Consider the following 20,364-nt stretch of genomic DNA (forward strand, 5'->3'; position numbering starts at 1 on the left):
TCACGTTTTGTGTCAAGCTTTAGTTACCGCAACGTCAAGTATTCCGCCAGAGCCCCTGCGGGCTGTGGCCCGTCGTCCGCCGGACGGATCAGCAGCGCATCGGCCTCGGCCAGCACCGACAGCAGCGCGCTGTCCTGCCGCTCGAAGGGCAAGAGGCCCTCGGGTGTCAGCCGCGCGCGCAGGAAATGGGTGCGCGGTCCGTTGGCCTCGAGATCTGTGGCCAGCGGCGCGCGCGCGGCCGGCAGCGCCGCCTTGGGCAGGCCCTGAAAGGCCCGAAGCGCAGGCCGCAGGAAGACATGGCCGCAGACCATGGCCGAGACCGGGTTGCCGGGCAGGCCGATCATCGCGGCCCCGCCCAGACGGCCCGCCATCACCGGCTTTCCGGGCCGCATCGCGACCTTGTAGAAGGCCGGCGCCATACCGAGATCGGCCGCGACCTTGCCGACGATGTCGTGATCGCCGACCGAGGCGCCGCCGATGGTCACCACCAGATCGGCGCCCTCGGCCAGGGCGAAGACGGATCGCAGCGAGGCCTCGCTGTCGCGCGCGATGGGCAGCAGCCGCGCGATGCCGCCCTCGGCCTCGATCAGCGCCTTCAGCCCGAAGCCGTTCGCGGCCACGATCTGGTCGGGGCCCGGGGTTTCGCCCGGCATCACCAGCTCGTCGCCGGTCGCGATCAGCGCGACCTCCGGGCGGCGGTGGACGGGCAGGGCGGGCAGGTTCATCGCGGCCGCCAGCGCCAGATCGGCGGGACCCAGACGGCGCGGGGCGGTCAGCATGTCGCCTTGCCGGAAATCGCCGCCCGCCGCGCGGATATTGGTGCCGTGATCGAAGCCCGCGCCCAGCACGATCCGGTCGCCCTCGCGGGTCACGTCTTCCTGAATGACGACGCGGTCGGCGCCCGCGGGCAAGGGCGCGCCGGTGAAGATCCGCACCGCCTGCCCCGGCGCCACCGTGCCCGGCCAGCCCTGACCGGCGGCGGCCTCGCCCTCGACGCGCAGCGCCGCGCCCGGGCGGGCGTCTTCCTCGCGGATCGCATAGCCGTCCATCGCCGATGCCGCAAAGGGCGGCTGGCTGCGGCGCGCGGCGACCGGGCGGGCCAGTACGCGGCCCGCGGCCTCGGCCAGCGGCACCTCCTCGACGGGCAGCGGCGCGATCAGGTCGAAGACATGGCCCAGCGCCGCGTCGACCGAGATCATTCGGAGGCCTCGTAGCGGCCCGACTTGCCGCCCTCTTTCAGCTTCAGCCGGATGCCGCCGATTTCCATGCCCTTCTCGGCGGCCTTGAGCATGTCATAGACCGTCAGTGCCGCCGTACTGACCGCGGTCAGCGCCTCCATCTCGACCCCGGTGCGCCCGGCGGTCTTGACCGTGGCCTCGATACGAAGGCCCGGCAGGCTCTCGTCGGGCGTCAGATCGACCGCGACCCGGGTGATCGGCAGCGGATGGCACAGCGGGATCAGATCCGAGGTCTTCTTGGCCCCCATGATGCCCGCGAGCCGCGCGACCCCGATCACGTCGCCTTTCTTCGCGCTGCCCGCGCGGATCAGCGCCAGGGTTTCGGGGGCCATCCGGACCCATCCCGTCGCCACCGCCAGCCGCGCGGTCTCGGACTTGTCCGAGACATCGACCATATGGGCGCGGCCTTCGGCGTCGAAATGGGTCAGCTCGGGCATCAATGCGCGCCCATCGCCGGGTTGGCCAGCAGCTTGCGGGTCGCGGCGGCGACATCCTCCTGACGCATCAGGCTTTCGCCGATCAGGAAGCTGCGCACGCCGTACATCGCCATCTGCGCCAGATCGGCCGGGGTGTTGAGCCCGGATTCGCTGACGATCTGGCGGCCTTCGGGCACCCGCTTGGCCAGCTGCCTGGTGGTGTCGAGGCTGGTCTCGAACGACTTCAGATTGCGGTTGTTGATGCCGATCAGAGCCGATTTCAGCTTGGCCGCGCGGTCCAGTTCATCGGCGTCATGAACCTCGATCAACGCATCCATCCCCCAGGAAGTCGCGGCCTCTTCCAGCTCGGCCGCCTGGGCGTCAGACACGCTGGCCATGATGATCAGGATACAGTCGGCGCCCAGCGCCCGGGCCTCGGCCACCTGATAGGTATCGTAGAGGAAATCCTTGCGCAGCACTGGCAGCTTCACCGCCGCGCGGGCCTCGGTCAGGAACGGCTTGGCCCCCTGAAACGAGGGCGTGTCGGTCAGCACCGACAGGCAGGCCGCGCCGCCTGCCTCATAGGCACGCGCCAGCGCGGGCGGGTCGAAATCGGGCCGGATCAGCCCCTTCGACGGGCTGGCCTTCTTGATTTCCGCGATCAGCCCGTAGCCCGTCAGCGCCGCCCGGTGCAGCGCCTCGGCAAAGCCGCGCACGGCCGGGGCGGCGCGTGCCGCCGCCTCGACATCCGCCAGCGGCCGCGTGGCCTTGTCGGCGGCGACCTCTTCCAGCTTGTAGGCCTTGATGCGGTCCAGAATGGTCTCGGTCATGCGGCCTCCGATGTGATCCGGGCGAGGCCCTCGACCTTGCTTTTGGCCGCGCCGCTGTCGATGCTGTCCTGTGCCCGCTCGACGCCCTCGCGCAGCGTCGTGACCCGGCCCGCCACCACCAGAGCGGCGGCCGCGTTCAGCAGCACGGCGTCGCGATAGGCCGAGGCCTCGCCGTCGAGAAGCGCCGCGAAGGCGCGGGCGTTGTGATCGGGCGTGCCGCCGATGATGGCCTCGAAGGGATGGACCGGCAGGCCCGCTTCTTCGGGATGCAGCTCGCGCTCGGTGATGGTGCCTTCCTCCAGCATCGCGACATGGCTGATCCCCGCGATCGACAACTCGTCGGTGCCGTCGCCGCCATGCACCAGCCAGGCGACTTCGGTGCCGAGCCGGTCGAGCGTCTCGGCCATGGGGCGCAGAAGTGCCTTGGAAAAGGCGCCGGTCAGCTGGCGCGTGACCCCGGCGGGGTTGGTCAGCGGGCCGAGGATGTTGAAGATCGTCCGGGTGCCCAGCTCGGCCCGGGTCGGGCCGACATGGGCCATGGCCGGATGGTGCATCGGCGCCATCATGAAGCCGATGCCGACCTCCCTCAGCGCGGTTTCGACGACATCGGCGCCGACCATCACGTTGATGCCCATATGGGTCATCGCATCCGCCGCGCCCGATTTCGACGACAGGTTGCGGTTGCCGTGCTTGGCCACCGGCACGCCCGCGCCCGCCACCACGAAGGCGGTCGCGGTCGAGATGTTCAACGTGCCCTTGCCGTCACCGCCGGTGCCGACGATGTCGATGGCGCCCTCGGGCGCGGTCACCTTCCGGCATTTCGAGCGCATGACCTTCGCGGCGGCGGCATATTCGTCGACCGTCTCGCCCCGGGTGCGCAGCGCCATCAGCAGACCGCCGATCTGGCTTGGCGTCGCCTCGCCCTCGAACAGCGCCTCGAAGGCGGTCTCGGCCTCGTCCCGGGTCAGGGGGCGGTCGGCGGCAAGGCCGATCAGCGGTTTCAGCGCGTCGCTCATGCGGGTTCCTTCACGGTGTCGAGGAACGTCTTCAACAGGGCATGGCCATGCTCCGAGGCGATGCTTTCGGGGTGGAACTGCACCCCGTGGATCGGCAGCTCGCGGTGGCGCAGCCCCATGATGGTTCCGTCTTCCAGCCAGGCATTGGCGATCAGGCAGTCGGGCAGGCTGGCGCGCTCGACGATCAGCGAATGATACCGGGTCGCCTTGAAGGGCGAGGGCAGGCCCGCGAAGACGCCCGACCCGTCATGCTCGATCGAGCCCATCTTGCCATGCACGATCTCGGCCGCGCGCACCACCTTGCCGCCGAACGCCTCGCCGATGGTCTGGTGGCCGAGGCAGACGCCCATCAGCGGTATGCCGGTCTCGGCCGCGGCGCGGGTCAGGGGCAGGCAGATCCCGGCCTGGGCCGGATCGCAGGGGCCGGGCGACAACAGGATCGCGGACGGCCGCAGCCCCATCGCCTCCTGCACGTTCAGGGCATCGTTGCGGACGACCTTCGTCTCGGCGCCGAGTTCCCCGAGATAGTGCACCAGATTATAGGTGAAACTGTCGTAATTGTCGATCAAGAGCAGCATGGTCAGCGCCTTCGCGAAAGGGGATGAACCGGGTCGCGGGTCGGGCTATACATGCTCAGAGCGACGCGCCCCGGTCAAGGGGCGGCGGCGGGGCAAAGGGTCCCGCATCGGACAGGGCGGCCCGGGCAGGCCGTCGCGAGGTCGGAGGTACGAGGCATGGGCAGGGTTTTTTCCAGCGGCATTCGCGGCTTTCTCTGGGGTGCTGCGGCCAGCGGTCTGGGGCTGGCGGCGCTGGCGGTCGCGGTGCCGCCGTCCGGTCCTGGTCCCGGCGCCGGGACCGCTTCGGTGCCCGCCCCCGTGAGAGACCCCGTCAGAGACCCTGTGCGAGACCCTGCGCCCGCTCCTGAGCCCACGCAGCCGGGCGAGGCGCCCGCCCCGCGGTTCTCGGCCATCCCCGAAAGCGGCGCGCCCGCCGCCCCCGAACCCGAAGCCGCGCCTGCCGCGGTTCCGGCCCCGGCGGCGCGGCCCGCGGCGCCGTCCGGGCCCGGGGGGCTGCCCGCCACCGATCCGACCACCGATATCGACCTGCCGCCGGGGTCCGAATTCAACCGTCCCCGGCCCGAGACCGAGGCGACCCTGCCCGAGCGCGAAGAGACCCTGCGCGAGACCCCGGCGATGGGCGCCCCGGCCCCCGCCGCCGTCGCCGAGGCGCCGCTGCCCGACACCGCGCCCGCGGCGGCCCCCGCCCCGGTCTCAGCGATACCCGAGACGATGACCCCGCCCGAGGCTCCCGATGCGGCCGTCGATCTTGGGGCCGGGACCGACCTCGGCGCCGAAGAGCCCGCGCCCGCCGGTGCCGCCCTGCGCAGCCCCGCCGCGCCCGAACCGGCCACGCCGCCCGCCCCCGAGGCACGGTCCGATGGCCATCCCGCGACCGGGATGCAGACTGGGACGACGACCGCACCTGCGACCGGGACAGCGACTGGAATAGCGACTGGGACAGCGACCGGGACAAAGCCGGAGGCCGCTCCGGCCATTCCCGGTGCCGGCTTGCCCGCTGATCGGGACGGCGATGCGGCGAATACTTTGCCCCAGCCCGAGCCTGACTCCGTGCCTGACACGGGGCCTGACACGGGGCCTGCCTCCGGAAATGCAGCGCCCCGCATCCTGCCGCCGCCCGGCGCCGGGGCCGCCGATGCGCCCGGAGAGCCCCCGGGCGACTTGACCCCGGTCGCTCCGCTGCCGACGCTCGGCACGGTTCCGGGCGTGGACGCCACGGCCCCGAGCGAGCAAGGCGCGGCGACGGGTCCCGCGCCGGACGACCGGCCGGGGGAACGGGCGCAGGATCGGGCCGCCGCCCCGGCGCCGCTGGGTGCGCTGGCGCGGAATGCCGTGGCCTTCGATCCGCCGCCCGGGGCGCCGCTTCTGTCGCTGGTGCTGGTCGATGTCGGCGCGGCAGGGCTCGACCGCCGGGCTTTGCTGACCTTCCCCTTTCCGGTGACCTTCGCGATCGACCCGGCGATGCCCGGCGCCGCCGAGGCCGCCGCCGATTTCCACCGGGCGGGCTATGAGGTCGCGCTGCTGGCCAGCGGACTGTCGGATCTGCCGCCTGCCGAGGCCGCCGCCCGGCTGAACCGCGCGCTTGGGCTGATCGGCAGCGGTGTTGCCGTGCTCGACCCCGGCACGGACGGGTTTCAGGAGGATCGCGTCCTGACCGATGCGGTTCTGGGCGTACTGGCCGAAACCGGTCACGGGATCGTCACGCGCGACGAGGGTCTGAACGCTGCGGCCCGCGCCGCCGACCGGGCGGGCGTGCCCGAGGCGACGGTCTTCCAGACCCTCGATGCCGAGGGGCAGAACACCGAGACCATGCGCCGGATGCTGGACCGTGCGGTGTTCGAGGCGCGCCAGACCGGGCAGGCGGTGCTGGTCGGTCACAGCCGCCCCGAGACCGTGACCGCGCTTTTTTCCTGGGCGCTGCAATCGGGGCCGGGCGAGGTGGCACTGGCCCCGCTGTCGGCTGTGCTGCGCCTGCCCTGATCCCGGATCAGGCGGCCGGGCGCCGCAACCGCGCGAGATAACCCTGCCGCCCTGCGGCCGCGCGCCAGTCGGCCTCGGGCTGGCGCTGTGCGCGGGCCGCGTCGATCTCGACCTCGTCGAAGCCGCAGGCCCGCGCCATCGGATATTGCTCGGGGATCAGCTGCCCGGCAGCACGGAGCCGCCCGGCAAAGCCCATCCGCCGGAGCGTCCGCGCCAGCGTGAACCCGCGCCCGTCCGATACTGCCGGAAAGGCGATGCGGATGGTCTGGATCTGCGCCAGATGCGGGGTCAGCGTGGCCGGGTCGGTCTCGGGGCCGAGATCGACCCGCAGCGCCCCGGGTGCCGCCTCGAGATCGGCGAAGTCCAGGTAGCGCTCGGCCGGATCGACGGGGCCGAAGCCCGCATCGGTGATCAGGACCCGGTCGCTCATGCCACGTCCTCCGCCCCCATCCGCACGAAGCGGCCATTGACCAGATGGATGCCGCATTCCTGCTTGTCCTGACCGCGCCAGCGGCCCGCGCGCGGGTCCTCGCCCGGAGCGACGCGGCTGGTGCAGGGCGCGCAGCCGATCGACGGATAGCCGCGCGACACCAGCGGATGCCGGGGCAGGTCGTGACGGTCGATATAGGCGGCCACATCCTCGCGGCCCCAGCCATGCAGCGGGTTGATCTTGACCCGCCCGGCCTCGTCGGTCTCGCAGACATGCATCGCCTGGCGCTCGCGGGTCTGGTGCCGCTTGCGCCCGGTGACCCAGGCGCCGAAGCCCGCAAGCGCGCTCTCCAGCGGTTCGGTCTTGCGCAGATGGCAGCAGAGATCGGGATCGCTGCGGTGCAGATCGCCCGCCGGGTCGTGCAGCTCGATCGCCTCGGTGTCGGGGTGCAGCAGCCGAACGCCGGTCAGCCCCAGCAGGTCCGCGACCTCGCGCTGATAGGCCAGCGTCTCGGGGAACAGCATCTCGGTTTCCAGAAACAGCACCGGCAGGCCGGGGTCGAGTTCGGCCACCATGTGCAGAAGCACGACCGATTCCGCCCCGAAGGACGACACCAGCGCCAGTTGCCCGGCGAAGCGGTCGGCCGCCTCGGCCAGCACCTCTTGCGGCGTCGCGCCGTCCAGGCGCCGGTTCAGCGCCGCAAGCCGGGTCTCTGCCCGTTCGAACCCGTTTTCAGGCCGCATTTTCCCTGCTCTCCTCGGAATAAAGCGCCTTCTGGAACGGCGCGAGCCCCAGCCGCCGATAGGCTTCGGCAAAGGTCTCGTCCGCGCTGTCGCGAAGCTCCAGATAGGCCGTCACGATACGTTCCACCGCACCGACGATCTCGTCCGCGGCAAAGCCGGGACCGGTGCGCTCGCCGATGGCGATCCGTTCGGTCGGATCGCCCCCCAGCGTGATCTGATAGGTCTCGACGCCCGCGCGTTCGAGCCCGAGAATGCCGATATCGGCCACATGGTGATGGCCGCAGGCATTGATGCAGCCCGAGACGTTCAGCCGGAGCGGGCCGACCTCATGGGCCAGATCGAGGGTCTCGAACAGCACCGCGATCTCCTGCGCGACGGGGATCGAGCGGGCCGTCGCCAGCGCGCAATAGTCCATCCCCGGGCAGGCGATGATGTCCGAGATCAGCCCGGCATTGGCCGCCGCCAGCCCGGCCGCCGCCAGCGCCTCGAAGACCGCGGGCAGGTCGTCCTTGCGGACATGGGGCAGGATCACGTTCTGGCGGTGGCTGATCCGGATCTCGTCATAACCATAGGTCTCGGCCAGATCGGCGATCGCCCGCATCTGATCGGCGCTGGCATCGCCCGGCTGCTGCCCGGGCGTCTTCAGCGAGACGGTGACGATGGCGTGATCCTCGCGCCGGTGCGGGGCAAGGTTCGTATCCGTCCAGGCCCGGAACGCCGGGCTGCCCGACGGGATCGCGGTACCGCCCGCGCGGAAATCGGGGGCGCGGAAGGCCGCGCGGATCTCGGCCAGGGCGGCTTCGGCGCCGGGAAATTCGGACCGGGTCTCGGCAAAGCGGGCCTCGACCAGATCGCGGATGGTATCAAGCCCCATCTCGTGGACTGCGATCTTGATCCGGGCCTTGTACTTGTTGTCGCGCCTGCCAAGCTGGTTGTAGACGCCCAGCACCGCCTCGACATAGGGCACCAGATCGGCCTCGGGCAGGAAGTCGCGGATGACGCGGCCGATCATCGGGGTGCGGCCGAGCCCGCCGCCGACGCTGACCTCGAACCCCACGGCGCCGTCCCGCGCGACGACGCGCAGCCCGATATCATGGGCGCGCGTCACGGCGCGGTCGGCGGTGGCGCCGGTGATTGCGATCTTGAACTTGCGCGGCAGGTACTGGAACTCGGGATGGTCGCTCGACCATTGCCGCAACAGTTCGGCATAGGGGCGCGGATCGGCGATCTCGTCGGCGGCGGCCCCCGCGAAATGGTCCGAGGTGACGTTGCGCACGCAATTGCCCGAGGTCTGGATCGCATGCATGCCGACATCGGCCAGCGCATCCAGCATGTCGGGCACATCGCGCAGCTTGGGCCAGTTGAACTGGATGTTCTGGCGGGTGGTGAAATGGCCATAGCCGCGATCCCAGCGCTCCGAGATCGTCGCAAGCTGGCGCATCTGGCGCGCGTCGAGCGTGCCATAGGGAATGGCCACGCGCAGCATGTAGGCGTGAAGCTGCAGGTAAAGCCCGTTCATCAGCCGCAGCGGCTTGAACTCGTCCTCGCTGAGGCGGCCGTCGATCCGGCGCTCGACCTGATCGCGGAACTGGCGCACGCGGTTGCGCACGAAACTCTCGTCGAAATCGGAATAGGCGTACATCGTCACTCTCCGGGAAGGTGGTCGAGGCGGTCAGAGGCGTGGGCGGGACCCCGGACGCGGAAGACCTCGCGGAAATGCAAGGGGGCGGGGCCTTCGGGCGCGGTCGCGACCTCGGCCAGATAGGGGCCGACGACCCGAGCGGCGTCGGACGCGGCTGCGGCAAGGCGGGCCTCGGCCGTCTCGGGATCGCGCAGCACTTCGGCTTCGCGGATCGTGGCCGACCAGCGCCCGTCCGCGGTGCGCCAGACCGGGTGGCCCTCGAACAGGTCGTTGGCGGTCACGACGCTGGGGTGAAAGCGGCGTTTCATCGGGCGGCCTCGCGCAGGGCGGGAAGGGACCGGGCGGCGGCGCGCGGCGCCAGACCCAGCAGGATGACGGCCGGGCCGGTCAGCCCGGCGGCGGCGATCTCGGCGGGCAGGGTGCCCAGCCTTGCCGAAAGGATGCGTTCCTCGGGGCGGCCCGCATTCTCGACCACGCTGACCGGGGTCGCGGCCTCGGCGCCATGCATCATCAGCCGGCCCTGGATGAACCGCGCGGCCCGCTTGCCCATGTAGATCGCGGCGACCGTACCCGGCCGGGCCAGCGCGGCCCAGTCGTGATCGGCCAGCCCCTTCACGTCATGCCCGGTCAGCACGCGCAGCTCGGAATTGCGGCCGCGCCGGGTCAGGCTCTGGCCAAGGCTTGCGGCGGCGGCCGAGGCCGCGGTCAGCCCGGGCACCACCGACCAAGCGATACCGGCGGCCTCGCAGGCCTCGATTTCCTCGTCAAGCCGCCCGAAGACCGACGGATCGCCCGCCTTGAGCCGCACCACGACAAGGCCCCGGGCCGCACGGTCGACGATCAGGCCGTTGATGTCCGCCTGCGGCGTCGAGGGGCCAAAGCCGGTCTTTCCCGCCTCGACGATCTCGGCCTCGCGGCGGGCCAGTTCCAGGATCGGCGCGGGCACCAGCCGGTCGTGAATGACCACATCGGCGCGGTCGAGCGCGCGGCGGGCGCGCAGCGTCAGGTCGTCGGGATCGCCGGGGCCTGCGCCGACGAACAGCACCTCGCCCGTCGCCGTTTCGGCCGCCTTGTGGGCTTCAAGCAGGGGGGCAAGCTGCGGGGCGGGGCCCGGCATGCCGTCGAGAAGCCCCGCGAAGGCGTCTTCCCAGAAGCGGCGGCGGGCCCGGCCCTGGGGCAGCGCCTCGGCCGCCGGGCGGAAGGCATCGGCCGCGCGCACCCGCGCGCCAAGCCCGGCGGGCAGCCAGGCTTCGAGGCCCGCCTTGATGCGGCGCGCCAGAACCGGGGCCGCGCCCTCGGTGCCGATCGCCACGACGACGGGGGTGCGGTCGACCAGCGCGGGGGTGATGAAGGCGCTGTCGGCGCGGTTGTCGACGATGTTGCAAAGCACGCCCGCCGCCTGCGCGAGGTCGGCCACGCGGGCATCCTCGGCCGCGTCGTCAGTCGCGGCATAGACCAGCCGCGCGCCGTCGAGATCGGCCGCCTCGACGGGCCGCGCGACCCAGCTGAGACGCCCCTCGGCCTGCCAGTCGACGATCTTCGGATCGGCCTCAGCGGCATGAACCGCGATCCGGGCCTCGGTCTTCAGCAGCAGGCGCAGCTTGGCCAGCGCGGTCTCGCCGCCGCCTGACACCACGATCCGCGCGTCTTCGGTGCGCAGGAAGATGGGGAAGAACTTCATCGGGACTCTCCCTGAAACTTTCCTGCAGTAGAACAAAATTCCCGAAAGAAGGCGATAACCCGGAAGAAAAAGGGTCATAACTCCTTCCATTGCGGCCGTGGCGGGAGGAATTCCCGTTCGCCACCTTTTCTGCGGAAACCCGCCCGGCGCGGGCCGCAGCGGGCGAACGCCCGTCTCGCAGTGTCAGGCGCGCAATCCGCTGGCTCTGGGGGCGAACCGCGCCTAACCTTCGCGAAAATCGCCTGCCCATCGCCTGCCCGGAGTCCTGCCGATGCGTTTTCGCCCCCTGCTGATTGCCGCCCTTCCGGCCCTGGCCGGACCGGCCGTCTGGGCCGGCCCGCATGCCGAGATGCTGGGCGAAGAGGCGGTGACGCTCAGGCTCGACCCGGCCACCGGGGCCCTGACGCTCGACGCGGTGCTGCCCGCGCCGCAGGGCGACGTGACGCTGCCCCGGCAGGACTGGCTGACCGTCGAGACGCTGGAGATCGGCGGCGACGCGACACCGGTGCCAAGCTCGGGCGTCTTGCGGGCGGCGCGGCATATGGGGCGGCCGGTGACGATGCGGCTGACCGGGACGCTGCCCCCGCTATCGCCTGAAATCGGCGAGGCCGCGCGGGCAGAGACGGCCAGCTATCTTCTGGGTTCGGGCTGGCTGCCGGTCGATTCCGCGCCCCGCGCCCGGTTCGAACTGAACCTCGAGGTGCCTGCGGGCTGGCGCCCGGCCGCGACCGGCAGGCTCGGCGCCGAGGCGGTCGGCGCCGAGGGGCGGCGCGCCCAGTTCGTGTTCACCGGTCGGGCGGCCGACATGGGGGTCTTTGCCGGGCGCTATACCGTGGGCGAGGCGAGGCATGGCGACTTGCGGCTGCGCACCTATTTCGAACCCCGCGATGCCGCCTATTCGCCCGCCTATACCGAGGCCGTCGCGGGCTATATCGACCGCTTCTCGGCCGAGATCGGCCCCTATCCCTATGCGGGCTTCTCGGTCGTGTCGGCGCCGATCCCGGTCGGGCTGGGGATGCCCGGTCTGACCTATGTCAGCCAGTCGATCCTGGGCCATGGCTACATGCGCGGGCGGTCGCTGGCCCATGAGGTGCTGCATTCCTGGTGGGGCAATTCGGTCGCCGTCGATTACCGGCGCGGCAACTGGTGCGAGGGGCTGACGACCTACATGGCCGACCATGCGCTGGCCGAGGATGCCGGTCCCGAGGCCGCGCGCGAGATGCGGCTGGGCTGGCTGCGCGACCTCGCGGCGCTGCCCGCCGACGAGGACCGGCCGCTGACCGAATTCCGCGCGGCCTCCCATGGGGCGCGGCAGGCGGTCGGCTACGGCAAGGCGGCGCTTCTGTTTCACATGCTCAAGGCCGAGCTCGGTCCCGCAGACTGGCACAAGGGCCTCAGCCGCTTCTATGCCGCGCGGCATGATCGGGTCGCCGCCTGGCACGATCTCCGTGCCGCTTTCGAGGAGGCATCGGGGCGCGATCTGGGCTGGTTCTTCGATCAGTGGCTGACCCGCAGCGGTCTGCCCGCGCTGCGGCTCGAGGCGACCGAGCCCGAGGGCACGACCCTGCATCTGGTGCTGGCCCAGTCCGGGCCCGTCTATCGGCTGTCGGTGCCCGTGGTGGTCGAGACCGAGGCGGGGACCGAACGCCATCTGGTTCTGCTCGATGCCGTGCGGGGCGAGGCCACGCTGAGACTTCGGGCTCCGGCGCGGGCGGTTTCGGTCGATCCCGATTTCGATCTGGCCCGCGCGCTGGCCCCGGGCGAGGTGCCGCCGATGCTGGGCGATCTCTTCGCCGGACCCGAACCGGTGCTGCTGGCGCTTGGCGGCGAGACGGTGGCGGTCGAGGCGCTGGGCGCGCGGCTCTTGCGGCGCCCGGCGCGGCTGGTCGATGCCGCCGCCGCCGAGACCGCGCCCGCGCTGATCGTGGTCGGTGCGGGGGCCGAGGTTGCGGCCTGGCGGATGGCGCATCTGGACGGACCTGCGCCCTGGAGCATGGATGTCGGCCGCGCCCGCGCCTGGGTCGAGCGGGACCCGGGCGGGCGGCTCATCGGGTTTCTCTCGGCCGACCGGGCCGAGGATCTGGCCTCCGAGCTGGGCGCGCTGCGCTATCAGGCCGGCCAAAGCTATGCGGCCTTTTCGGGCGGGGCCGCCGTGGCGGCGGGCGACTGGCCGACCGGCGCGACGCCGCTGAGCCGCCGCTTCGACTGACCGGCGCCACGGTCCGGACAGCGCGTCCCCGGCCAGGGGGCTGCGTCAGTCCGGGAGGTCCCTCAGCGCAAAGAAATGGTCGGTCGGCCCATGCCCGTGCCCGACCGACAGCGCCGCGGCGCCTGCGATGGCGGCGCGGGTATAGGCGCGCGCCGCCTCGGCCGCAGGGCGCATCTCGCCCGTCCGGGCCAGCCAGGTCGCCAGTGCCGACGAGAGGGTGCAGCCGGTGCCATGGGTGTTCGGGCTGTCGATCCTCGGCCCCTCGAACCAGACCCGCCCGGTCGGCTCGAGCAGCAGATCGGGGCTGTCCGAGCCGGACAGATGGCCACCCTTCAACAGAACGGCGCGCGGCCCCAGCGCCAGAAGCGCCTCGGCCTGCGCCGCCATCCCGGCGCGGTCCTGCGCCTCGGGACGGCCCAGAAGATCGGCCGCCTCGGGCAGGTTCGGCGTGATCGCGGCGGCCATCGGCATCAGATGCACAGAAAGCGCGGCCACGGCCTCTTCGGCCAGCAGCCGGTCGCCGCCCTTGGCCACCATCACCGGGTCCAGCACCACCGGCGCGTCGAGCCCGGCCAGCGCCCCGGCCACCGCCTCGACGATGGCGGCCGAGCCCAGCATGCCGATCTTGACCGCGTCGATGCGGATATCCTCGCGGATCGCGCGGATCTGGTCGGCAACCAGGGCGGGCGCCACCAGCTCTGCCCCCCGCACCCCCTGGGTGTTCTGCACGGTCAGCGCCGTGATCGCGGCCATGCCATAGCCGCCATTGGCGCCGATGGTCTTCAGATCGGCCTGGATCCCGGCCCCGCCCGAGGGGTCGGACCCGGCAATCGACAGGATATTGGGGATCATGCGCTTCTCCAGGCTTCGGCCAGGGCGCGTGCCGCCGCCGCCGGATCGGGCGCGGCGGAAATCGCCGACACCACCGCCATGCCATCGGCGCCCGCCGCCTTGACACCGGCCGCGTCCGCGACGCCGAGCCCGCCGATCGCGACGCAGGGCAGGGCGGTGCTGCTCACGATCCGCCCAAGCCCGTCGACGCCCAGCGGGGCCGCGTGATCGGGTTTGGTGGCGGTCGCATGGACCGGCCCGACGCCCAGATAGTCGACACTGCCCGCGGGGATGGCGTCGAGCTGGGCCAGGGTCTCGACCGACAGGCCAAGCAGCCGCCCCGGTCCCAGGGCCTTGCGCAGCGCGCGCGGGTCGCCATCGGACTGCCCCACATGAAGCCCGTCGGCCCCTGAGGCCAGCACAACCGCCAGCCGGTCGTTGACGATCAGCGGCACGCCGCGCCGGGTCAGATCCGGTTTCAGCTGCCGGGCGAGCGCGACCAGATCGCTGTCGCTGGCCCGCTTGTCGCGCAGCTGCACCATGCTGGCGCCGCCCCGGACCGCCGCCATCACCAGATCCGGCGAGGCGCCGTCGGGGGTCACGAAATAGACGGCGAGGGTGTTTCGGTTCATGAGGGCTCGACCCGTGCGCCGAGGTCCAGCGCCTCGGGCGTCATGGCGTGCAGCGCGTCGATCAGCGCGACCGCAAAGCTGCCGGGACCGGATGCGCCCCTGGCCGCGATCTCGCCCGCCAGCCCGAAACAGGCCAGCGCCGCGACCGTCGCCTCGGCCCGGTCGGCGGCCTCGACCGCCACGAAGGCCGCGACCAGCGCGGTCAATGAACAGCCCAGCGCGGTGACTTTCGGCATCATCGGATCGCCATTGTGGACACGCCAGGCGCGGGTGCCGTCGGTGACGTAATCGACCGGCCCGGTGACCGCGACCACCGCCCAGCTGCGCTGGGCAAGGGCCCGCGCCGCCGCCTCGGCCGCCTCGACCGGGTCGGCGCTGTCCGCGCCCTTGCCGCGCGTGGCGGCCCCGGCCAGCGCCAGGATCTCGGAGGCATTGCCCCGGATCACCGCCGGTTCCAGCGCCAGAAGATCGCCGCAAAGCGCCTGCCGGTACGAGGTCGCGCCGACCGCCACCGGGTCGAGCACCCAGGGCAGGCCCGCCGCCCGCGCCGCCCCGGCCGCGGCCTTCATGCCGGCGGCCCAATGCGGCGAAGGTGTGCCGATATTGATCGAGAGCGCCTGCGCCAGCGGCGTGAATTCAAGGGTTTCCTCGGCCGCATGCAGCATCGCGGGCGAGGCGCCCGCCGCCAGCAGCACATTCGCGGCCGTGTTCATGGCGACGAAATTGGTGATGCATTGCACGAGCGGCGCGCGCTCGCGCATCGCGGCAAGATGGACGCCGGGCGTGCGCTCTGTGCTGCGGGCGCCGGTCGGGGTCTCTTTCGCGCTGGGCATGGCTGTCCTCCCCTGGCATCGGACGGCCGCATCGGCCCGCTTTCGGGCCCGGCACGCGACTTCCTCCGCCAGCATGATCTGGTTCAGGTTCTAAGGGTGCTTCTCAGCCCGGGCAGATCCGGACGCCCCTGTCACAAGGTCACCAAACCACGTCCGCGCGCGGATGAAAAGGCCCCGGCTTCGGGCGGCGCTTGCGCCCGGGTGACACGGCTGCCAGAAGACGGGCAAACCCCGAAAGGGCGGATCGGATGAAGGGACGGCTTGCGATGACAGGGTATGATGCGACGGCGGTTCCCGCCCTGGCAGGTCGGGGCCGCGCGTGACACCTGCGGCGCGGATCGCGGCGGCGGCGGAGCTGCTCGATGCCTGGCGCGCGGGCGCTCCGGCCGAGAAGCTGCTGACCACCTGGGCGCGGCAGAACCGCTTTGCCGGGTCGAAGGACCGGGCCGCGATCCGCGACCATGTCTTCGACGCAATTCGCTGCGCCCGATCCTTCGCCGCGCTGGGCGGGGCGGCGACGGGGCGCGGCCTGATGCTGGGCCGCCTGCGCGCCGACGGCATCGACCCCGGGGCGGTCTTCACCGGCGAGGGTCACGCTCCGGCGCCCCTGTCCGAGGCCGAAGCCGCGCCCCTGCCCAACCTGGCGGATCTGCCCGAGGCGGTCGCCTGCGACTGTCCCGAGGCGCTGGAAGAGGTGCTTCGCGACAGCCTCGGCCCGGCTTTCCGCCCGGTGATGGACCTGCTGCGGCACCGCGCGCCGGTCTTCCTGCGGGTCAATCTGCGCCGCAGCGGCCGGGACGAGGCGGCGGCTCTGCTGGCGGGGGAAGGGATCGAGACCCGGCCGCATGCGCTTTCGCCCACCGCGCTGGAGGTGACGGCCGGGGCACGGCGCGTCCAGCAGTCCCGCGCCTTTGCCGAGGGGGTGGTCGAACTGCAGGATGCGGCTTCGCAGGCGGTGGCCGATCTGATGCCGCTTGGCCCGGGCGCGCGGGTGCTCGATCTTTGCGCGGGCGGTGGCGGCAAGACGCTGGCCATGGCCGCGCGCGGAACGGCCCGGCATTATGCCCATGACGCGGCGCCGCAGCGGATGCGCGACCTGCCCGACCGGGCCGCCCGGGCGGGAATCGCAGTGACCTGCCTTGCCAGCGCCGAGCTTGACGAGGCCGCGCCCTTCGATCTGGTGCTCTGCGACGTGCCCTGTTCGGGCAGTGGCGCCTGGCGGCGAAGCCCCGAGGCCAAATGGCGCACGACCCCCGACGACCTGACCCGGCTGACCGCGCTGCAGGCCGGCATTCTCGACCGGGCGGCCGCTCTGGTCGCGCCGGGCGGGCATCTTGGCTATGCCACCTGCTCGCTCCTGTCGGCCGAGAACGACGCGCAGATCGCGCGGTTTCTTGCCAATACGCCGGGCTGGATGCGGATCGCCGAGCGACACTTGACCCCGCTTGATGGCGGCGACGGATTCTATGCGGCGGTCCTGCGGCGCGGCGATGGCTGACAAGCGTTACGTTACGTTGGTCGGCGATCCTGTGCCGTTCGGTCATCCCGATGGGGCCGCATTAACCTTCGGTTAACACCTGTGGAGAAAGAGTGGGCAAGACGCTCTGCCCGGGAGGCCTCATTGTTGCGTTTTGTGCCCGTTCTGGTGACTGTGCGGCGATCCGCGGCGGCCCATGCCGACCGCGCTTGGGTGGCCTTGGCACTTGGCGTTCTGCTGGTTGCCGCGGCGTTGACATCGCCCTGGCCCGGGCTTTTTGCGCCATTGCTGACGGCGGGCAGCACGCTGGCCTGTCTGGCCCTGCTGCTGCGCCTCTTCGGGCGGCCGGTGTCGGACATCCCCTCGGACCGGCTGCGGCGGCTCTGCGCCAGCGCGCCGGGCGCGACCCTGGTCACCGATGCCGAAGGCTGCGTGCTGATCGCAAGCCCCGAGGCGCAACGCCGGGTCGCGGCGGTGCGCGGCCAGCCGGTCGCGGGCGCGCTGCAGGCGATCTTTGCAGATCCCGACCATGCGGTCTCGGACCTGATCTCGGCCGCCGCCCGGGGCCTTCCGGCCGCGGCGCAGCGCAGCCTGGCCTCGGGGCCGCTCCGGATCGGGGTCGAACGCGCCGGGTCGGGGCTGTTTCTCTGGCGGCTCGAATCCTGCGCAGCCGACGGTCCCGAAATCGCGCTGCCGATGGTCCGGCTCGATCCGGCCGGGCGTCTGGCGGTCATCAACGCCGCCGCGCGCGCGCTGATCGGGCAAAGCCCCGACAGCGTGGCGGCATTGCTGGGCGGGGCTTCGGACGAGACCGAAGAGGTGATGGTCGAAACCCCCGAAGGGCCAAGCCGCCGCCGCCTGCTGCAGCTTCGCATGGCCGATGGCGGGCGCGAATTCTATATCCTGCCCGAGGCCTCGGGGGCCCGGGGCGCCGAGGCGCCCGAGGGGTTTCTCGACGCGCTGCCGGTGGCCCTCTTGCAGCTCGACATCGACGGCACGGTGCGGCTGTCGAACGCCCGGGCGAACAAGCTGCTGGGCGCCGATGCCGGCGAGGCGCTGAACCTCTGCGACCGGCTCGAAGGTCTGGGCCGGTCGGTCGGCGACTGGCTGGCCGATGCCGCCCAGGGCCGCGCCCCCAACACCGCCGAGGTGTTGCGCGTCGCCCGCGACGACCGCGAGCTGTTCGTTCAGGTCGCGCTGGCGCGGATGGGCGGGGGCGGTCTGGTCGCCGTGCTGCATGACGTGACCGAGATGAAGACTTTGGAGGCGCAATTCACCCAAAGCCAGAAGATGCAGGCGATCGGCCAGCTGGCGGGCGGGGTGGCGCATGACTTCAACAACCTGCTGACCGCGATCTCGGGCCATTGCGACCTGCTGATGTTGCGCCACGATGCGGGCGATCCCGATTATGGCGATCTGGTGCAGATCCACCAGAACGCCAACCGCGCGGCGAGCCTCGTGGGCCAGCTTCTGGCGTTCTCGCGCAAGCAGACGCTCAGCCCCGAGGTGATGGATCTGCGCGACACGATGGGCGAACTGGCCCATCTGCTGGACCGGCTGGTGGGCGAGAAGGTGCGCCTGAGGATGCGCCATGCCGAGGCGCTGCCGCCGATCCGGGCCGACAAGCGTCAGCTGGAACAGGTGGTGATGAACCTCGTGGTGAATGCCCGCGACGCGATGCCCGAGGGCGGCGAGATCCGGCTGGAAACCGAGGCGGTGCAGCTGAGCACCGAATTGCAGCGCGACCGCGCCGTGGTGCCGCCCGGCCCCTATGCGATGATCCGCGTCCGCGACGAGGGGCACGGCATTCCGCCCGACCGCCTGACCAAGATCTTCGAGCCCTTCTACACCACCAAGCGCCCCGGCGAGGGCACGGGTCTGGGCCTTTCGACCGTCTATGGCATCGTCAAGCAGACCGGCGGCTTTGTCTTCGTCGACAGCACCGTCGGGCAGGGCAGCTGCTTTTCGGTCTATCTGCCCGCCTATGCCGGCGAAATCGGCCCGGCCGCGCCCCGGCGCGAGCAGGGCACGGTCGAAGACCAGCCCGCACAGGCAGTCGTGCTGTTGGTCGAGGACGAGGCTCCGGTGCGCTCGTTCGCGGCGCGGGCGATGCGGATGCGCGGCCATACCGTGCTGGAGGCCGAAAGCGGCGAGGAGGCCCTTGAGAAGCTCGCCGATCCCGATCTCAAGGTCGATGTCTTCGTCAGCGACGTGGTGATGCCGGGGCTCGACGGGCCTGGCTGGGTCAGCAAGGCTCTGGCCGACCGTCCGGGCACGCGGGTGATCTTCGTCTCGGGCTATGCAGAGGACAGCTTTGGCGAGATCAAGGCGCGGATCCCGAATTCGGTCTATCTGCCGAAACCCTTCTCGCTGGCCGATCTGACCGCCACCGTCCAGCGCCAGCTGCGCGCCGCGGCCCGCGCGCGTGAAGGCCACCCCGACGAAGAAGAGGGACGGCTGCCGGAAGAGGTCTCGTGACCGCCCGGCGCGCCCGGCTTCATGGCCCGGCTGCGCGATCTCGTCGGGCGTGAACACTTCCTTAACTGTTTCGGTCAATCCTGAGAATGGGAACAATTTGACTTGAAATGTTCGCCTTTTGATCTCATATGGATGAGAACAAGAGGCGAACAAGAGCGGTCATTGCCGCCCGCTTCCGGGTGTGGAATAAGGAACCAAACATGGCGACGGCGAACCTCCTGGACATGGCAGACAAGAAAGCTTCGGACAAGCAGAAGGCGCTCGACTCGGCGCTGGCACAGATCGAACGGCAGTTCGGCAAGGGCTCGATCATGCGGCTCGGGGCCGACAACCCCGTGCAGGAGATCGAGGCGACCTCGACCGGCTCGCTCGGTCTCGACATCGCGCTGGGGATCGGCGGGCTGCCCAAGGGCCGCATCATCGAGATCTACGGGCCCGAAAGCTCGGGCAAGACCACGCTGACGCTGCATTGCGTTGCCGAGGAACAGAAGAAGGGCGGCGTCTGCGCCTTCGTCGATGCCGAACATGCGCTCGACCCGATCTACGCCAAGAAGCTGGGCGTCAATCTCGACGAGCTTCTGATCAGCCAGCCCGATACCGGCGAACAGGCGCTTGAGATCGTCGACACGCTGGTGCGCTCGGGCGCGGTCAGCATGGTCGTGGTCGACTCGGTCGCCGCGCTGACGCCCAAGGCGGAACTCGAAGGCGACATGGGCGATTCCAATCTCGGCGTGCATGCCCGGCTGATGAGCCAGGCGATGCGCAAGCTCACGGGGTCCATCAGCCGCTCGAAATGCATGGTGATCTTCATCAACCAGATCCGGATGAAGATCGGCGTGATGTTCGGCAGCCCCGAGACCACGACGGGTGGCAACGCGCTGAAATTCTATTCCTCGGTCCGGCTCGACATCCGCCGGATCGGGTCGATCAAGGACCGCGACGAGGTTGTGGGCAACGCCACCCGCGTCAAGGTCGTCAAGAACAAGGTCGCGCCGCCCTTCAAGCAGGTCGAATTCGACATCATGTATGGCGAAGGCATCTCGAAGACAGGCGAGCTGCTCGATCTCGGCGTCAAGGCCGGCGTGGTCGAGAAATCGGGCGCCTGGTATTCCTATGGCGACGAGCGGATCGGGCAGGGGCGCGAGAACGCCAAGAACTTCCTGCGCGAGAATACCGAGATCGCGATGCAGATCGAGGACAAGATCCGCGCCGCCCACGGGCTCGACTTTCACATGAGCGGCGACGACAGCGACGAGATGATCGAGGACTGACGCGCCCGCCGCCTCGACAGTTCGAACACCCGCCCTTCGTGGCGGGTGTTCCGCTTTCTGGACGGGCCTTGCGTGTCTG

General features: G+C 71.0%; 18 protein-coding genes and 1 riboswitch. Of the genes, 5 read left to right on the plus strand and 13 right to left on the minus strand.

Annotated elements, in window-relative coordinates; all coding sequences use genetic code 11:
* Window positions 1-23: 23 nt before the first annotated feature.
* The 5 genes from C8N38_RS00215 to C8N38_RS00235 are packed head-to-tail and all read right to left on the minus strand — an operon-like array spanning window position 24 to window position 4,078.
* Complete coding sequence (locus tag C8N38_RS00215) at window positions 24-1,199, minus strand: molybdopterin molybdotransferase MoeA (RefSeq protein ID WP_108022768.1); 1,176 nt, start codon at window positions 1,197-1,199, stop codon at window positions 24-26.
* Window positions 1,196-1,675, minus strand: a complete 480-nt coding sequence (moaC, locus tag C8N38_RS00220) for a cyclic pyranopterin monophosphate synthase MoaC (RefSeq protein WP_108022770.1) — start codon at window positions 1,673-1,675, stop codon at window positions 1,196-1,198. The genes C8N38_RS00215 and moaC overlap by 4 nt, the downstream gene beginning before the upstream one ends.
* Window positions 1,675-2,484, minus strand: a complete 810-nt coding sequence (gene trpC / locus C8N38_RS00225) for an indole-3-glycerol phosphate synthase TrpC (RefSeq protein ID WP_108022772.1) — start codon at window positions 2,482-2,484, stop codon at window positions 1,675-1,677. The genes moaC and trpC overlap by 1 nt, the downstream gene beginning before the upstream one ends.
* Entirely contained in the window at window positions 2,481-3,500 is a 1,020-nt protein-coding gene (trpD, locus tag C8N38_RS00230; protein ID WP_075785696.1) for an anthranilate phosphoribosyltransferase, read from the minus strand. Before trpD ends, trpC begins: the two co-directional genes overlap by 4 nt.
* Window positions 3,497-4,078: an anthranilate synthase component II gene (locus C8N38_RS00235; RefSeq protein ID WP_108022773.1), complete on the minus strand. Its 582-nt coding sequence runs from the start codon at window positions 4,076-4,078 to the stop codon at window positions 3,497-3,499. Before C8N38_RS00235 ends, trpD begins: the two co-directional genes overlap by 4 nt.
* A 156-nt stretch (window positions 4,079-4,234) precedes the next feature.
* Between C8N38_RS00235 and C8N38_RS00240 the strand changes: the two genes are divergently transcribed.
* Window positions 4,235-6,058: a divergent polysaccharide deacetylase family protein gene (locus tag C8N38_RS00240; protein WP_146176205.1), complete on the plus strand. Its 1,824-nt coding sequence runs from the start codon at window positions 4,235-4,237 to the stop codon at window positions 6,056-6,058.
* 7 nt (window positions 6,059-6,065) lie between these two features.
* Here the strand turns inward: C8N38_RS00240 and C8N38_RS00245 are convergent, their stop codons facing one another.
* Genes C8N38_RS00245 through cysG form a run of 5 tightly spaced genes read right to left on the minus strand, consistent with a single transcriptional unit; the run spans window position 6,066 to window position 10,554 of the window.
* Complete coding sequence (locus tag C8N38_RS00245) at window positions 6,066-6,488, minus strand: DUF934 domain-containing protein (RefSeq protein WP_108022775.1); 423 nt, start codon at window positions 6,486-6,488, stop codon at window positions 6,066-6,068.
* The gene (locus tag C8N38_RS00250; protein WP_108022776.1) at window positions 6,485-7,231 is read right to left on the minus strand and encodes a phosphoadenylyl-sulfate reductase; all 747 of its coding nucleotides are present in this window, start codon (window positions 7,229-7,231) and stop codon (window positions 6,485-6,487) included. The genes C8N38_RS00245 and C8N38_RS00250 overlap by 4 nt, the downstream gene beginning before the upstream one ends.
* Window positions 7,221-8,873: a nitrite/sulfite reductase gene (locus tag C8N38_RS00255; RefSeq protein ID WP_108022777.1), complete on the minus strand. Its 1,653-nt coding sequence runs from the start codon at window positions 8,871-8,873 to the stop codon at window positions 7,221-7,223. Before C8N38_RS00255 ends, C8N38_RS00250 begins: the two co-directional genes overlap by 11 nt.
* A gap of 2 nt (window positions 8,874-8,875) precedes the next feature.
* Window positions 8,876-9,181, minus strand: coding sequence for a DUF2849 domain-containing protein (locus C8N38_RS00260; RefSeq protein WP_108022778.1), 306 nt, complete (start codon window positions 9,179-9,181; stop codon window positions 8,876-8,878).
* A complete protein-coding gene (gene cysG, locus C8N38_RS00265; protein ID WP_108022780.1) occupies window positions 9,178-10,554 on the minus strand; it encodes a siroheme synthase CysG in 1,377 nt (458 codons plus the stop codon). Before cysG ends, C8N38_RS00260 begins: the two co-directional genes overlap by 4 nt.
* Before the next feature lie 271 nt (window positions 10,555-10,825).
* On the opposite strand from cysG, the gene C8N38_RS00270 reads away from it, so the two are divergent.
* A complete protein-coding gene (locus C8N38_RS00270; protein WP_108022782.1) occupies window positions 10,826-12,763 on the plus strand; it encodes a M1 family metallopeptidase in 1,938 nt (645 codons plus the stop codon).
* Window positions 12,764-12,808: 45 nt separating this feature from the next.
* Here the strand turns inward: C8N38_RS00270 and thiD are convergent, their stop codons facing one another.
* Genes thiD through thiM form a run of 3 tightly spaced genes read right to left on the minus strand, consistent with a single transcriptional unit; the run spans window position 12,809 to window position 15,059 of the window.
* On the minus strand, window positions 12,809-13,615 hold the full coding sequence (gene thiD, locus C8N38_RS00275) for a bifunctional hydroxymethylpyrimidine kinase/phosphomethylpyrimidine kinase (protein WP_108022784.1): 807 nt from the start codon (window positions 13,613-13,615) through the stop codon (window positions 12,809-12,811).
* A complete protein-coding gene (thiE, locus tag C8N38_RS00280) occupies window positions 13,612-14,226 on the minus strand; it encodes a thiamine phosphate synthase (protein ID WP_108022786.1) in 615 nt (204 codons plus the stop codon). The genes thiD and thiE overlap by 4 nt, the downstream gene beginning before the upstream one ends.
* A complete protein-coding gene (gene thiM / locus C8N38_RS00285) occupies window positions 14,223-15,059 on the minus strand; it encodes a hydroxyethylthiazole kinase (protein ID WP_108022788.1) in 837 nt (278 codons plus the stop codon). The genes thiE and thiM overlap by 4 nt, the downstream gene beginning before the upstream one ends.
* Before the next feature lie 43 nt (window positions 15,060-15,102).
* Window positions 15,103-15,199: riboswitch (TPP riboswitch) on the minus strand.
* Between the two features lie 179 nt (window positions 15,200-15,378).
* On the opposite strand from thiM, the gene C8N38_RS00290 reads away from it, so the two are divergent.
* From C8N38_RS00290 to recA, 3 genes are all read left to right on the plus strand, one after another.
* Complete coding sequence (locus tag C8N38_RS00290) at window positions 15,379-16,557, plus strand: RsmB/NOP family class I SAM-dependent RNA methyltransferase (protein WP_108022790.1); 1,179 nt, start codon at window positions 15,379-15,381, stop codon at window positions 16,555-16,557.
* Window positions 16,558-16,692: 135 nt separating this feature from the next.
* Entirely contained in the window at window positions 16,693-19,014 is a 2,322-nt protein-coding gene (locus C8N38_RS00295; RefSeq protein ID WP_245895478.1) for an ATP-binding protein, read from the plus strand.
* Window positions 19,015-19,214: 200 nt separating this feature from the next.
* Window positions 19,215-20,285: a recombinase RecA gene (gene recA / locus C8N38_RS00300; protein WP_108022792.1), complete on the plus strand. Its 1,071-nt coding sequence runs from the start codon at window positions 19,215-19,217 to the stop codon at window positions 20,283-20,285.
* Window positions 20,286-20,364: the final 79 nt, after the last annotated feature.

This window comes from Rhodovulum kholense (assembly GCF_003053725.1).
Lineage (GTDB): Bacteria > Pseudomonadota > Alphaproteobacteria > Rhodobacterales > Rhodobacteraceae > Rhodovulum > Rhodovulum kholense.